This window comes from Mesorhizobium australafricanum (assembly GCF_033977265.1).
GTDB classification, from domain to species: domain Bacteria; phylum Pseudomonadota; class Alphaproteobacteria; order Rhizobiales; family Rhizobiaceae; genus Mesorhizobium; species Mesorhizobium australafricanum.
Window position 1 is genome coordinate 56,798 of record NZ_JAVIIT010000007.1, and the last position, 14,757, is coordinate 71,554.

At 62.5% G+C, this 14,757-nt stretch carries 14 protein-coding genes; 13 read left to right on the forward strand and 1 reads right to left on the reverse strand.

All coding sequences use genetic code 11. The features are described from left to right. Positions 1-40: 40 nt before the first annotated feature. From RFM98_RS15295 to RFM98_RS15310, 4 genes are read left to right on the forward strand one after another with little or no spacing between them, the layout of a single operon-like run. The gene (locus RFM98_RS15295) at positions 41-1,207 is read left to right on the forward strand and encodes a glycosyltransferase family 87 protein (protein WP_320309645.1); all 1,167 of its coding nucleotides are present in this window, start codon (positions 41-43) and stop codon (positions 1,205-1,207) included. Beyond that, entirely contained in the window at positions 1,200-2,168 is a 969-nt protein-coding gene (locus RFM98_RS15300; RefSeq protein ID WP_320309646.1) for a glycosyltransferase family 2 protein, read from the forward strand. Before RFM98_RS15295 ends, RFM98_RS15300 begins: the two co-directional genes overlap by 8 nt. Further along, positions 2,165-2,986, forward strand: a complete 822-nt coding sequence (locus RFM98_RS15305) for a ChbG/HpnK family deacetylase (protein WP_320309647.1) — start codon at positions 2,165-2,167, stop codon at positions 2,984-2,986. The genes RFM98_RS15300 and RFM98_RS15305 overlap by 4 nt, the downstream gene beginning before the upstream one ends. Next, positions 2,983-3,393, forward strand: coding sequence for a GtrA family protein (locus RFM98_RS15310; RefSeq protein WP_320309648.1), 411 nt, complete (start codon positions 2,983-2,985; stop codon positions 3,391-3,393). The genes RFM98_RS15305 and RFM98_RS15310 overlap by 4 nt, the downstream gene beginning before the upstream one ends. 29 nt (positions 3,394-3,422) lie before the next feature. Here the strand turns inward: RFM98_RS15310 and RFM98_RS15315 are convergent, their stop codons facing one another. Beyond that, the gene (locus RFM98_RS15315; protein WP_320309649.1) at positions 3,423-4,247 is read right to left on the reverse strand and encodes a MurR/RpiR family transcriptional regulator; all 825 of its coding nucleotides are present in this window, start codon (positions 4,245-4,247) and stop codon (positions 3,423-3,425) included. A 143-nt stretch (positions 4,248-4,390) separates the two neighbouring features. On the opposite strand from RFM98_RS15315, the gene RFM98_RS15320 reads away from it, so the two are divergent. The 9 genes from RFM98_RS15320 to RFM98_RS15360 all read left to right on the forward strand — a co-directional run bounded on the left by RFM98_RS15320 (position 4,391) and on the right by RFM98_RS15360 (position 14,755). Then, the gene (locus tag RFM98_RS15320) at positions 4,391-5,212 is read left to right on the forward strand and encodes an N-formylglutamate amidohydrolase (RefSeq protein ID WP_320309650.1); all 822 of its coding nucleotides are present in this window, start codon (positions 4,391-4,393) and stop codon (positions 5,210-5,212) included. 20 nt (positions 5,213-5,232) lie between these two features. After that, on the forward strand, positions 5,233-6,774 hold the full coding sequence (locus RFM98_RS15325; RefSeq protein ID WP_320309651.1) for an amino acid permease: 1,542 nt from the start codon (positions 5,233-5,235) through the stop codon (positions 6,772-6,774). 88 nt (positions 6,775-6,862) lie between these two features. Beyond that, the gene (locus RFM98_RS15330; RefSeq protein ID WP_320309652.1) at positions 6,863-8,419 is read left to right on the forward strand and encodes an amino acid permease; all 1,557 of its coding nucleotides are present in this window, start codon (positions 6,863-6,865) and stop codon (positions 8,417-8,419) included. Between the two features lie 87 nt (positions 8,420-8,506). Beyond that, positions 8,507-9,877: a glutamine synthetase family protein gene (locus RFM98_RS15335; protein WP_320309653.1), complete on the forward strand. Its 1,371-nt coding sequence runs from the start codon at positions 8,507-8,509 to the stop codon at positions 9,875-9,877. A gap of 89 nt (positions 9,878-9,966) precedes the next feature. Continuing rightward, a complete protein-coding gene (locus tag RFM98_RS15340; RefSeq protein ID WP_320214722.1) occupies positions 9,967-10,398 on the forward strand; it encodes a DUF7662 domain-containing protein in 432 nt (143 codons plus the stop codon). Further along, a complete protein-coding gene (locus RFM98_RS15345) occupies positions 10,395-10,814 on the forward strand; it encodes a type II toxin-antitoxin system VapC family toxin (protein ID WP_320309654.1) in 420 nt (139 codons plus the stop codon). The genes RFM98_RS15340 and RFM98_RS15345 overlap by 4 nt, the downstream gene beginning before the upstream one ends. Then, a complete protein-coding gene (locus tag RFM98_RS15350) occupies positions 10,815-12,212 on the forward strand; it encodes an aldehyde dehydrogenase family protein (RefSeq protein WP_320309655.1) in 1,398 nt (465 codons plus the stop codon). 18 nt (positions 12,213-12,230) lie between these two features. Beyond that, positions 12,231-13,403, forward strand: a complete 1,173-nt coding sequence (locus RFM98_RS15355; RefSeq protein ID WP_320309656.1) for an iron-containing alcohol dehydrogenase — start codon at positions 12,231-12,233, stop codon at positions 13,401-13,403. Between the two features lie 245 nt (positions 13,404-13,648). Next, a complete protein-coding gene (locus RFM98_RS15360) occupies positions 13,649-14,755 on the forward strand; it encodes an ABC transporter substrate-binding protein (RefSeq protein WP_320309657.1) in 1,107 nt (368 codons plus the stop codon). Positions 14,756-14,757 lie beyond the last annotated feature (2 nt).

The following is a 14,757-nucleotide window of genomic DNA, read 5'->3' on the forward strand; positions in this document are numbered from 1 at the left end:
GCTCAACCGATCCCGCTTCGAGCATTGCGTGGGGCATTCGATGACGATTTCCAAGCCGGTTTTCGACCGTTTGGGGTTTTGGCTGTGGGTTGGGTCGTTTCTTGTTGTGCTCGGCCTGGTGCTATGGTCGCCCGATACGCGTTCGGTTGTCCATATCTATAGACATGGCAGTGAAGCTTTTCTGAGCAGCCAACCGCTGTATCAAGTCGAAGTCGCCATGGGATATCTATACGCCCCCGCCTTCGCCGTCCTCTACGTTCCCCTGCTGAAGCTCGGGCCGTATCTGGGCAATTTTTTATGGCACGCGCTGGGCTTCGGGGTGCTTACCTTTGCCGCGATGCGCCAGGTGCGCAAGGTCGGCGGCCAGGAGCAGACATGGCTGCTGTCCTTCGGTCTCTTCCTTGCCTTGCCGGTTTCGCTGGCAGCGCTTCGCAACGGCCAGGCGACGATCCTGCTCACCGGCGCGTGCTGGTTTCTCACGCTGTCGGCACTCGAGGGTCGCCGGGCCGAGAGCTTCTTCTGGGCCTCGCTTGCGATCATTGCCAAGCCCACGGCGATCATCATGCTGCTCCTGGCGGGGGCGCTGCGTCCCAGGCTGATACCGGTGCTGGCACTGGCGATCCTTGTCGTGCTCGCCATCCCCTATGGCTTTGCGTCCACGGGTTATATCAACGCCCAGTACCACGATTTCTTCCGGATGCTGACCTCGATGGCGGTCGACCCAACCGGCCCCTTCGTCCCGGCCGACTTCACTGCGCCTTTCACAAGGCTTGGGATGACGCTTCCGGAGTTTGACGCGACGATCGTGCGCTTCGCCGCGGGCCTGCTTACGCTGTGGGTGGTGCTCCAGTTCGACCGCAGGCTGGACGCGAGCGTCAGCGGGCTCGCCATCTTCCTGGTTGCGGCATTCTACATGTGCGTCTTCAATCCGCGGGTCGAGCAGAACACCTATGCCATGGTGGCGGTGCCAGCCGGCCTCTCCATGGCCCTGCTGTGGCGGGAGAAGCGGGCCGGAACCATGCGCTGGTTGCTGGCGGCGCTTCTCTTCGCTACCGGTCTGACCAGTGTCGATGGCCGGCTGCACGATCTTTTCCACCCGTGGTTCCGGCCAATCAGCATCAGTATAATCGCTTGCGTGCTCATCGGTTGGTTCTTGACGCGCGGCAGCGAGAAGATGCCGGCCGCCGGGTCCGTCGCACATGGCTGAGATGCTCGACATCATCGCGCCGTTCTTCGACGAGGCCGAATCCGCTGTTGCGTTCGTCGGGTTGCTCGACAAGCTCGAGGCGGCCGTGGCGGAGCGCTTCGGCATGACGGTCCGCAAGATACTCGTCGACGACGGCAGCCGCGACGGCAGCGCCGAGACATTCGCGGCGACATTGTCGGGTTCCTGGGAAATCGTGCGGCTCAGCCGCAATTTCGGCAAGGAAGCGGCGGTGCTCGCGGGCTTGGACCATTCGCGTGGCGACATGGTCCTGATCATGGACTCCGACCTCCAGCATTCCATGGATATCAGCCTGAAGATGATCGGCGAACTGGTCGAGAACCCGCAGATCGATGTCGTCTACGCGCAGAACGATCGGCGCGAGGGGAGCTGGCGGCGCAGCCAGCTGGCGCGGCTCTTCTACACGCTGATCAACAGCAGCCAGCGCTTCGATATTCCCGAGAATGCCGGAGACTTCCGCGTCATGCGCGGCGCGGTGGCGCGTGCCTTGACCAGCGTGCGCGACAAGCGTCGTTTCAACAAGGGCCTGTTCGCCTGGGCCGGCTTCCGCCAGAAGGCAGTGCTCTATTCGCCGGAAAACCGCGCCAGCGGCACGTCGAAATGGAGCAGGTTCAACCTGATCGCGTTCTCCCTGGAAGGGTTCACCTCGTTTTCGGTGATTCCGCTGCGCGTCATAAGCCTTGTCGGATTGCTGGCGGCGTTTGCCGGTCTTGCCTATGGCGTGAAGGTGCTCTTCGAGGTGCTGTTCTATGGCGTCGCCGTGCCCGGCTATCCCAGCATCATGGTCGCCGTCGTGTTGCTTGGCGGCCTCAACCTGGCGCTGCTCGGCCTGATCGGCGAATATGTCTGGGTCACGCTCAGCGAAAGCAAGGATCGGCCCGTCTACATCGTGCGCGATGTCCTCCACGGCAATGTTGCCGAGCGGGTCGCTCCCGGCAAATGATCCGGTCGATCCGCCTGATTGCCGACGATTACGGGCTGGCGCCGGGCGTATCGGGCGCGATTCTCGACTTGATCGAGCGCGGCCGCCTGACCGGAACCGGCTGCATGACCGGCTTTCCCGAATGGCAAGAGGCGGCGGCGCGCATAAGGCCGCTTCGCAAAAGGGCGGCCGTCGGCTTGCATCTGACCCTCACCGATCAGATCGCCGCGACCGGTTCATCCAGCCTGGCGCCGGATGGCAAGTTGCCAAGGCTCGCTTCCCTTGCGCTGCCGCTGCTGCGCGGACGTATCGACGAGCAGGACGTTCATGCCGAGCTCGACGCCCAGTACGACCGCTTCACCGAAGCGCTGGCCGGCCCGCCCGACTATATCGACGGGCACCAGCATGTGCATTTTCTTCCCGTGGTGCGAAATTGGTTGCTCGCGCGTTTTGCGGCGGCCGCTCATAAACCTGCGCTGCGAGGTGCGCCGGGGCTTTCCGGCCTGGACGCGGCGGCGGCCAAGATTGCGGCGATCGCCACGCTGGCCGCGGGCTTCAACAGATCGATGCAGCGGGCCGGCTTTAGCGTGATGACACCGCTCTGCGGCATCTATGACTGGCGGCAGCCGGAGAAATTCGCTTCAACGCTGCGCGCCGCGATCGAGACCTTGCCCGAACAGGGGGTGTTCATGTGCCATCCGGGCCATGTCGATGGGACGTTGCGCGCGCGCGACCCGATGCAGGGCGTGCGTGAGGTCGAATTTGCCGTTCTCTCCTCGGAGAATTTCAGCGCCAGCCTCGACCGGGCCGGAGTCCGCGTGACGGATGCAGGCGTATGAGAAATGCCGGCCAGCCGCAGCGTTCGACCGGCAACAAGATCGTCCGCTTCGTGTTGGTCGGGCTGGTCAACACCGGCCTCGACCTCACAGCATTTTTCCTGCTGCTCAAGCTTGCGGCTCCGGCTTTGGCCGCCAATGTCGGCGCCTGGTTCGTTGCGGTCCTCTTCTCCTTCGTGGCGAATGGCTTCTGGTCGTTCGAGCGGGACCCGGGCATCCGGCTGCACCACTCCTTCCTGCGCTTCGTCTCGCTGGGAGCGCTGATTTCGCTTGGCGTTTCCAGTCTTTCGATCGCCGTCCTGGCAGGGGCCGTCGGCGTGTGGCCGGCCAAGATCATCGGCGTCGCGGTGGCGGCCGTGCTGAACTTCCTGGCGGCACGCTGGTCGATCGAAGGCCGGCTATTCAAATAGCCTACTCGGCAGGCTCAAGGTTAGTCCAGCTAGCGCAAGCTCTCCAGGTCGCGGATGCGCTTGGCGCCGGCGGCTTCCAATTGTCGCGTCACAGCACCGATCAGCGTTTCGGCGACGACGAAGAGAGCGGCTGACGAATCCCAGGCCGAGGGCACGGCGGTGCGTCCGGCGATCACATGGCGGGCCAAGCGGGCGATCGGCGAAAGCCACTGGTCGGTGAAGAGAATGATCTGGACGCCGCGATGATGAGCCTTCTCGGCAAAGCGGAAGAGACTTTCCTGGTAGCGGCGGATGTCGAAGATCACCAGAACGTCGCGCTTGCCCATGTCGATCAGACGGTCGCGCCAGATGCTCTCCTGGCCAGCGAGGTGATAGACATCCGGCTGGATGATGGCGAGGTGGGCGGCCATATAGCGCGCCAGAGGATCGGTGAAGCGGCCGCCGATCAGGAAGGTCTTGCCGCGCCGCTCGGCAAGCCGTGCGGCTATGTCGGCGAGCTGCTTGTCGGTGAGGTGCCGGAACGTCTCGCGCATATTGTCGAGCGTCGCCTCCAGCATCGGCGAGACGGCGCCGCCGGTCGAACTCGGATTGAGCGTGCGCGAAGCGGGCGACTGCAATTGCGCCGCCAGTTCATCCTGCAGCGCCGACTGGAATTCAGGATAGTTCTGGAAGCCGAGCCTGGCGACGAAACGCAGGATCGTCGGCGAGGACACGCCAGCAGCGGTGGAGAATTCGGCGACGGTCTTCAGCCCGGTCAAAGGGTAGTTGGCAATCAGCGTCTGGGCGGCGCGGCGCTCGCCGGCCGGCATCGTGCCGATGCGGTCGGAGATCAGTTCGGCAATGCTGGAAATCATGGTTTTCCCCCACCCGTTGACCCGCCGCCGCCGTTTTCCCGAATTCGCGTTTGACAAAGCCTGCCAAACTGTATGAAATCATTCACAGGGACGCAATGAGACAAAATACGTAACATAAGATACAGCATCCCGCAGGGGACGATATGGAGAAAGCTCGGCCCGCTAGCCTTGCACCGTCTGAAACCGTGAGGGTGACCAACCCCGGCGGATTCAGCCCCTTCGTCTTCACTTGCGACCACGCTTCCAACGTCGTCCCCGCCGAATTCGGAACGCTCGGCCTGCCGGCCGGGGAGCTTTCCCGCCACATCGCCTGGGACCCCGGCGCGCTTCCCGTCGCTTGCCGCATGGCCGAGGCGCTGGACGCCACCTTGATCGAGACCCGCGTGTCGCGGCTCGTTATCGACTGCAACCGGCCGCTCGACGCGCCCGATCTCGTTCCGCCGGTCAGCGAGACGACGGCCATTCCCGGAAATTCGGGCCTGTCCGACAGGCAGCGCGCCGCACGGGTCGACCTTGCCTGGCGCCCGTTCCACGACACGATCGCCCAGATCATCGACGGGCGGCTGGCGCGCGGCCAGGAGACGCGTCTGGTGTCGGTGCACTCCTTCACGCCGGTCTACATGGGCAAGAGCCGGCCCTGGCATATTGGCATCATCCATGATGACGACCGCCGCCTGGCGACGCCCTTGGTGGTGGCGCTGCGGCGGCTTGCCGGCGTCACCGTCGGCGTCAACGAACCCTATTCGCCGGCCGACCGCGTCTATTTCACGCTGGAACGGCACGCGCGCTCGCGCGGCCTTGCCTGCGCGATGATCGAAATCCGCAACGACGAAATCTCCGGCGAGACCGGGCAGCGGAAATGGGCGGATCTGCTCACCGGCATTTTTTCCAATCTGGAGCCCGAGGAGGCCAGGGGCTCCCGACAAAGCGCAGCAATGGGAAAGTCAGTACAATCGGCCAGCTAAGAAAATAAGGGGACTTCCAGATGGCTACACCGGATCACACCGACAAATCAGAGGATGTAAAGATCCTTCACAGCATGGGTTACGCCCAGGAATTGGCACGCCGCATGAGCGGCTTCTCCAACTTTGCCATTTCCTTTTCGATCATCTGCATTCTGGCCGGCGGCATCACGTCATTCCCGCTGGCTATGGCGACCGGCAGCGGCTTCGAGGCAACCATCGGCTGGCTCATCGGCGGTGTCTTCGCCCTTGTGGTCGCCGCCTCGCTTGGCCAGATCGGCTCGGCCTATCCTACCGCCGGCGGTCTCTATCACTGGTCCTCGATTCTCGGCGGCCGCGGCTGGGGTTGGGCGACGGCCTGGATCAATTTGCTCGGCCTGATCTTCGTCGTCGCGTCGGTGAATGTCGGCGTCTATCTGCTCTTTCAGGGTCTCGTCGCGGGGCCGATCTTCGGCTGGGACACCTCAACCTGGGGCTTCTGGCAGCAGACGCTGGCCGTCGTTCTCATCACCGTCACCCAAGGTCTGTTCAATCACCTCGGCATCAAGACGACGACGATGTTGACCGACTTTTCCGGTTATCTCATCCTCGTTGTCGCGGTCGTGCTGACGCTGACCTTCCTGATCTGGGGCGCGCATGGCTTCGATCTTTCGCGGTTGACGACCTTCGTCAACACGACCGGCGAGCCTGGCGGCGGCTATGTTCCGACCGCCCGCACGGCGCTCGTGGCGTTCCTGATCGGCCTTCTCTACCCGCTTTATACGATCACCGGCTTTGATGCCTCGGCGCACACCGCAGAGGAAACGCACAACGCCCGTGTTGCGGTGCCCAGAGGCATGATCCACGCGGTGCTGTGGTCGCTGGTTTTCGGCTTCGTCATGGCGGTGTCCTTCGTGCTGGCGAGCCCCGATCTGGTGGCAACCGCTAAGGACGGCGGCAATGCCTGGTTCAACCTGTTCAACAACCTGCCGGCGCCGACCTGGCTGAAGGACCTGCTCGGCATCAGCATTGTGGTGTCGAACTATCTGTGCGCGCTGGCCGGGCTCACTTCGACCTCGCGCATGATCTTCGCTTTCTCCCGTGACGGCGGTCTGCCGGGGTCATCTGTGTGGAAGCAGGTTTCGCCGACCTGGCGCACGCCTGTCCCGGCCATTTGGCTCGGGGTCGTGCTGGCGATCGCCGCCACCCTCTATTCGCCGGCTTTCGCGGCACTGGCAGCAGGCTGTGCTCTCTTCCTCTATGTCTCCTATGCCATGCCGGTGGCGGCAGGCCTGCTTGCGGAAGGCAAAACCTGGACCGAGTTCGGTCCGTTCCGCCTTGGCGTCTGGTCAAAGCCTTTCGCCATCATCACCGTGCTCGGTGTTCTGGTGCTGATGTATGCCGGCATCCAGCCACCCTTCGACATCCTGATCAACTATGCCATCGGTTTGATCATCCTTCTCGTAGTGCTGTGGTTCGGTATCGAATCCCGCCGCTTCAAGGGCCCGCCGATCGGTGCCGACATCGCTCGTCGCGCAGCAGAGATCGCCGCCGCGGAGAAAGCCGTCGGGCAGACGGCGAGCTAACGGCAAACGCAATATCGCCCGATCGGCTCAGGTCGATCGGGCATCGATATGCAGGACCGGCAGCCAAGAACCATAGGGGAATTCCAACATGACAACACCGGACTATACGGACGTTGATAAGCAGGAGGACATAAAGGTCCTCCACAGCATGGGCTACGCCCAGGAACTGGAGCGGCGCCTTAGCCGCTTTTCGAACTTCGCGGTCTCCTTCTCCATCATTTGCATTCTGTCGGGCGGCATTAATTCGTTGGCCCAGGCGACCTCCGGCGCCGGCGGCATCGGCGTCGGAATCGGCTGGCTGGTCGGCTGCTTCGTCTCGCTGACCTTCGCGGTCGCAATGTCGCAGATCAGCTCGGCCTATCCGACGGCCGGCGGTCTCTATCACTGGGGCTCGATCCTCGGCAATCGTGGCACCGGCTGGGTGACGGCATGGCTTAACCTGCTCGGCCTGATCACAGTGCTCGGCGCCATCAATGTCGGCACCTGGACCTTCTTCGTCGGCGCCTTCGGACCGGCGCTCGGCATCGAGGGCACGCTGACCAACCAGATGATCTTCCTGGTCATCATCACCGGCGCCCAGGCGCTGATCAACCATCTCGGCATCAAGCTGACGGCGAAGCTCACCGACTTCTCAGGCTATCTCATCTTCTTCGGCTCGATCCTGATCGCCGTGGTCTGCCTATTCTCGGCTCAGACCTGGGATTTCAGCCGTCTCTTTACCTTCCACAACTACTCCGGCGACGCTGGTGGCGGCGTGTGGCCGCAGGTGTCGAACGCATGGGTCTTCGCGCTCGGGCTCCTGCTGCCGATCTATACCATCACCGGCTACGATGCTTCGGCGCACACGTCGGAGGAGACCATCAAGGCGGCTTCTTCGGTGCCGCGCGCGATGGTTATGTCGGTCGTATGGTCGACGTTGTTCGGTTATCTGTTCCTGGCTTCGTTCGTCCTGATGATCCCGAACATGGATGATGCCGCCAAGCAGGGCTGGAATGTGTTCTTCTGGGCCTTCGACCAGCGCGTCAGCCCCGGGCTCAAGGAGTTCGTCTATCTCGTCGTGTTCATCGCGCAGCTCCTGTGCGGTCTTGCCACCGTCACTTCGGCCTCGCGCATGATCTTTGCCTTCTCGCGCGACGGCGGCCTGCCGGGCTCGGCAGCGCTCGCCAAGGTCAGCCCCACCCACCGCACGCCGGTGGCGGCGATCTGGACGGCCTCGGTCCTGTCGGTGTTGTTCGTATGGGGTTCGTCGGTGGTTTCGGTCGCCGGTACCTCGGCCTACACGATCGTGGTGTCCTGCACGGTCATCTTCCTGTTCCTCTCCTTCATCGTGCCGATCGTGCTCGGCATGCTGGCCTGGGGAACGCCGAAGTGGGACAAGATGGGGCCGTGGAACATGGGACGCGGCATCTTCATGCTGTTCGGCTTCCTCTCGATCGTGTCGATGATCCTGATCTTCGTCATCGGCATCCAGCCGCCGAACGACTGGGCGCTCTACATCACCGTCGGGTTCTTCATCCTGACGGCGATCGTCTGGTTCGCTTTCGAGCGCAACCGCTTCCAGGGCCCGCCGCTCGGCGACATCATCGCGGCGCGCCAGGCGGCGATCCAGGCGGCCGAACAGGCAGTGGGCGAAACCGGCCACTGACTCGACCATCATCGCCCTGGCCGGCGTCACGCCGGCCAGGGTTTCGTTTCTCCCCTTTCAATCGACAAGCGCTGGAGTGCCAAAGGAATGGCCGGGAATTTCTCGTTCGATCAGTTGAAGAAGGCGGTCTCCAATGGCGAGATCGACACGGTGCTGGCCTGCATCGTCGACATGCAGGGCCGGCTCTCGGGAAAACGCTTCCTGGCCCAGTATTTCGTCGATTCCGCGCATGGCGAGACGCATGGCTGCAACTATCTGCTCGCCTGCGACATCGATATGGAGCCGGTGCCGGGCTACAAGGCGGCGAGCTGGTCGAAGGGCTATGGCGACTTCGTCATGAAGCCGGACCTGTCGACGCTGCGTCGCATCCCGTGGCTGGAGAAGACGGCGCTGGTCATCTGCGACGTGCTCGACCATCACACGCATGACGACCTCGCGCACTCGCCGCGCGCCATCCTGAAGAAGCAGGTCAAGCGCCTGCAGGAGCGGGGCTATATCGGCTATTTCGCTTCCGAGCTCGAATTCTACCTGTTCAGCGAAACCTACGATTCCGCGCGCAAGAAGCACTGGCAGGGTCTCGACTCGGCTTCGCCCTATATCGGCGACTACCAGATCGGCATCACCTCGAAGGAAGAGGGCGTCATGCGCCGGCTCCGCAACGAGATGGAAGCGGCCGGCATCCCGATTGAGAATTCCAAGGGCGAGTGGGGTCCCGGCCAGGAAGAAATCAATGTGCGCTATGCCGAGGCGCTCGACATGGCCGACCGCCATGTCATCCTGAAGAATGGCGCCAAGGAGATCGCCGATTCCGAAGGCAAGGCCATCTCCTTCATGGCCAAATACAATTACGGGCTCGCCGGCAATTCCAGCCACATCCACAATTCGCTGTGGAGCGCCGACGGCAAGACGCCGCTTTTCTTCGACAGACAAGCCGACTGGACGCTGTCGAGTCTCGGCCAGCAATGGGCGGCCGGCCAGCTCAAATACGCCAAGGAATTCACCTGGTTCCTGGCGCCCTATATCAACTCCTACAAGCGCTTCCAGGCGGGCACTTTCGCGCCGACCAAGATCATGTGGAGCGAGGACAACCGCACCGCCGGCTTCCGGCTCTGCGGCGAGGGCACCAAGGGCATCCGCATGGAGTGCCGCATCGGCGGTGCCGACCTCAATCCTTATCTCGCCTTCGCGGCGCTGATCGCGTCGGGCCTTGCCGGCATCGACGAGAAGCTGGAGTTGCAGAAGCCGTTCGTCGGCGACGCCTACCAGGCTTCCCGCCTGCCCGAGATCCCAAAGACTTTGCGCGACGCCACCGAGACGCTGGCCAGGTCGAAGATGCTGAAGCAGGCCTTCGGCGACGATGTGATCGAGCATTATGTGCACACCGCCCGCTGGGAGCAGTTCGAATACGACCGCCGCATCACGGATTGGGAACTGCACCGGGGGTTCGAGCGATACTAAAGCTTTATACAACTTTAATGTTGACAATGTGGTTAATGCGGCCAAAATAAAGGCTGCAAACTACAATTTGTTACATTGAGGAATTCGCGATGTCCAAATATGCGCCGCTGAGGGAATTTCTGGTCGCCCAGAATGCCGACCGTGTGCCTATGTCATTCGATGAGATCGAGAGTGTGCTTAGCTTGCCGTTGCCCGCATCGAAGCAGTACCCCGCGTGGTGGAGCAACAATCCGAGCAACAATCCCATGACCAGGGAGTGGCTGGAGGCCGGGTTCGAAACCGAATCCGTCAACGTAGGCAGTGGCAAGCTTGTCTTTCGTCGCGTTCGCAAGCTGCCGCCCGGTGACGGCGCACCTGCGGCGCGTGCGCACCGTCACCCGGGTTTTGGTTTCATGAAGGGCTTGATAACAATCGAGGCCGGATTTGACGTCACCAAACCTTTCGATGACGAGCCCTGGGACCGGGGTTATCTGGGCGGTGGAACTCAGGCGCGCCCTGACAAACACGCGGTGCGCAAATGAGCGACGCGCCGAGCCTGCTTCTAGACACGTGCGCGATGATCTTTATTGCCAACGACAGCAAAATCGATCCTCAGGCAAGTCAGGACATTTCGGAGGCGGCTTATGATGGCCGTCTCTACCTTTCGCCAATGTCAGCATGGGAGATCGGCATCGGTGTGGCCAAAGGCCGGCTCAGCTTGCCAATAGCGCCGCTCGATTTCGTAGAACGATTCCTCGAGCGCATGTCGGCAAAGCTCAGCGCGATTTCGCCGGCCATTCTGATTGCGTCTTCCAACTTGCCCGGTTCGCCTCATGGCGATCCCATGGATCGAATACTGATTGCCACTGCAAGGGCCTTGGACATGGTTCTCGTAACGCGAGACGAGCCCATCCTTGGCTACAGCCGCAACGGCCATCTGCGTACGCTAGCCTGCTAAATGGAGCACCTTTTGGAAACCGTAAAACTCAAATCCCCCATCGACGGCTCGATCTACGCCGAGCGACCGGTCGCGACGGACCAGGCAATCAACGCCGCTGTCGAGCGCGCCAAGGCTGCGCAGGAGAAATGGGCGCAGACGCCGGTCGTCGAGCGCGGCAAATACATGCTGGCGATGCTGGAAGCGCTAGTCGCGATGACCGACGAGATCGTGCCCGAAATCGCCTGGCAGATGGGCCGGCCGGTGCGCTATGGCGGCGAGTTCGGCGGCGTCAAGGAACGCACCAACTATATGGTCGAGATCGCTGAAGCCGCGCTGAAGCCGGTGCTGGCCTCCAACCCGAAGGACGGCTTCCGCCGCTATGTGAAGAAGGTGCCGCTTGGCGTCGTCCTGGTGATCGCGCCGTGGAACTATCCCTACCTCACCGCGGTCAACACCATCGTGCCGGCGTTGATGGCGGGTAGCGCCGTCATCCTCAAGCATGCAGCGCAGACGCTGCTTGTGGGCGAGCGGTTCCAACAGGCTTTCGACAAGGCCGGGCTGCCCAAGGGGCTGTTCCAGAACCTCGTAATGAACCACGGTCAGACCGAAAAGCTGCTCGGTTCCGGCAAGATCGACCATGTCAATTTCACCGGCTCGGTCGGCGGCGGCCGCGCCATCGAGAAGGCCGCTGCCGGCACCTTCATGACGCTCGGGCTGGAGCTCGGCGGCAAGGATCCGGCCTATGTGCTGCCCGACGCCAAGATGGAGCATGCGGTCGCCAATCTGGTCGACGGAGCCTTCTTCAACTCCGGCCAGTGCTGCTGCGGCATTGAGCGCGTCTATGTGCATGAGAAGGTCTATGACGAGTTCGTCGAGGGTTTCATCGCCGAGACCAAGAACTATGTCGTCGGCAATCCGCTGGAGCAGGCCACGACCATGGGACCGATGGCGCAGGCACGCTTTGCCGACCTTATCCGCGAGCAGAAGGCCGAGGCGCTGCGCAAGGGCGCCAAGGCGCATATCGCCATGAAGGTCGAGAACGACAGAGCGGGCTCGCCCTATCTGGCGCCGGAGGTGCTGACCGACGTCGACCACCAGATGAGCGTCATGCGCGAGGAAAGTTTCGGGCCGATCGTCGGTATCATGAAGGTGCGCAACGACGAGGAGGCGATCGCGCTGATGAACGACAGCCCCTATGGGCTGACGGCCTCGATCTGGACCCGCGATAGCGAGCGCGCGGTGGCTATCGGCGACCGTGTCGAAACCGGCACGGTGTTCATGAACCGCTGCGACTATCTCGATCCCGCGCTGGTCTGGACCGGCGTCAAGGACACCGGCAAGGGCGCAGCCCTTTCGGCCATCGGCTACGACAATCTGACCCGGCCGAAATCCTATCACCTGCGTGAAGCAATCTGATTTTTCGAAAGACAAGACATGTCCAAGCTCATCTCCAAATGGAACTACCCCACCACCGTCCGCTTTGGCGCCGGGCGTATCAAGGAACTGCCGGACGTGCTCAATGCCACGGGCATCAAGCGGCCGCTATTCGTCACCGATCCCGGTCTGGCAAAACTGCCGGTTGTTGCCTCGACGCTGAAGATCCTCGATGACGCCAAGGTGCCCTATGGCGTGTTTTCCGAGGTGAGGCCGAACCCGGTCGAGTCGAATCTCACCGCCGGCATCGCCGTGTTCAACAAGGGCAAGCATGACGGCGTCATCGCCTTCGGCGGCGGCTCGGCGCTCGATCTTGGCAAGCTGATCGCCTTTCAGGCCGGGCAGACGCGACCGGTGTGGGATTTCGAGGATGTTGGCGACTGGTGGACCAGAGCCAATTCCGACGCCATCGCGCCGATCATCGCGGTGCCGACCACAGCCGGCACCGGTTCGGAGGTCGGCCGCGCCGGCGTCATCACCAACGAGGCGACCCACACCAAGAAGGTCATCTTCCATCCGAAACTTTTGCCGGCAATCGTCATTGCCGATCCGGAGCTGTCGGTCGGCATGCCTGGCTTCATCACCGCCGGCACCGGCATGGACGCGCTTGCGCACTGCCTCGAAGCCTATTGCGCCCCGGGCTACCACCCGATGGCGGACGGTATCGCGGTGGAAGGCGTAAGGCTGGTGTTCGAAAACCTGCCGAAGGCTTTTGCCAACGGCAAGGACCTCGTCGCACGCGCCCATATGATGAGCGCTGCCGCCATGGGTGCCACCGCGTTCCAGAAGGGACTGGGCGCCATCCATTCGCTGTCGCATCCGATCGGCGCGCTCTACGACACCCATCACGGCATGACCAATGCGGTGTTCATGCCCTATGTGCTGGCCTTCAACCGCGAGGCGATCGAGGACCGTATCGCCAGGCTTGCCGCCTATTGCGGCATCAAGGGCGGCTTCGACGGCTTCGCCAAGGCGATCATCAAGCTGCGCAAGGAGCTCAAGGTGCCGCACGCGCTGCCGGGCCTGATCAAGGGGCTCGACATGGACAAGAAGCGCAAGACGCTGATCGCCGACATGGCGGTTGTCGATCCGACGGCCGGCGGCAACCCCGTGAAGCTCACCAAGAAAGCGGCGCTGACGCTGCTCGAAAACGCAATCGCCGGCTCTGTCTGAGAGCCGGCTTGCAATGCCGGAAAGTTGAATGACGAGGCGTTCCAGAGGGGCAGGGAGGGGGCAAAAGGCAAAGTGACTAACCATTAGCCGGAAAATTAAGCGCGGGCTAATTGCTACGGTCCGTTAAAAAGAGTTAACTTTTTTCGCCGCGGGGCTCCGGTTTCAAAAAGCCTTCATCTGGCTGTCACACGAAAACGATACCCGCATCGCAGGCGCCCAGCGCGCCAGTTCAACGGAGAGAACACATGTTCAAGTTCACGGGGAAAGTGCTTTCCCTCTCGGCCGCGGCGCTCTTTGCGTCGACGGTGATTTCGTCCGCGGATTCGATGGACGATCTCGTCAAGGCCGCGAAGGCTGAAGGCCAGCTCACCACCATCGCGCTTCCGCATGACTGGTGTGGCTACGGGGCAGTGATCGACGCTTTCAAGGCTAAGTATCCGGAAATCAAGATCAACGAACTCAACCCGGACGCCGGCTCGGGCGACGAGGTCGAGGCGATCAAGGCCAACAAGGACAATAAAGGCCCGCAGGCGCCCGACGTTATCGACGTCGGCCTGTCCTTCGGTCCGACCGCCAAGGCCGACGGCCTGCTGATGCCCTACAAGGTATCGACCTGGGATTCGATCCCGGACAGCGCCAAGGATGCCGATGGCGCCTGGTACGGCGACTATTACGGCGTGCTGTCGTTCATGGTGAACAAGGACCTAGTCAAGGAATCGCCGGCTGACTGGGCCGACCTCCTGAAGCCGGAATTCGCCAACGCGGTCGCGCTCGCCGGTGACCCGCGCGCGTCGAACCAGGCCATCCAGGCGGTCTATGCCTCAGGCCTGTCGTCGGGCGCCGCCGCCGGTGAAGCCGCCGGCACCGCTGGCCTCGACTTCTTCAAGAAGCTCAACGCCGCCGGCAACTTCGTTCCGGTCGTTGGCAAGCCGGCGACGCTGGCCCAGGGCCAGACGCCGATCCTGATCAACTGGGACTACAACGCGCTTGCCGGCCGCGACACGCTGAAGGGCAACCCGCCCGTCGACGTGATCGTGCCGAAGACCGGCGTTGTCGCCGGCGTCTATGTGCAGGCGATCAGCGCTTTCGCGCCGCATCCGAATGCCGCGAAGCTGTGGATGGAATACCTCTATTCCGACGAAGGCCAGCTCGGCTGGCTGAAGGGCTATTGCCACCCGATCCGCTTCAACGATCTCGCCAAGAACGGCAAGATCCCGGCGGACGTGCTGGCCAAGCTGCCGCCGGCTGAGTCCTATGCCTCGGCGGTCTTCCCGACGCTCGAAGAGCAGGGCAAGGCCAAGGAAACCATCAGCAAGAACTGGGACGCCACTGTCGGCGCCAACGTCAAGTAAGA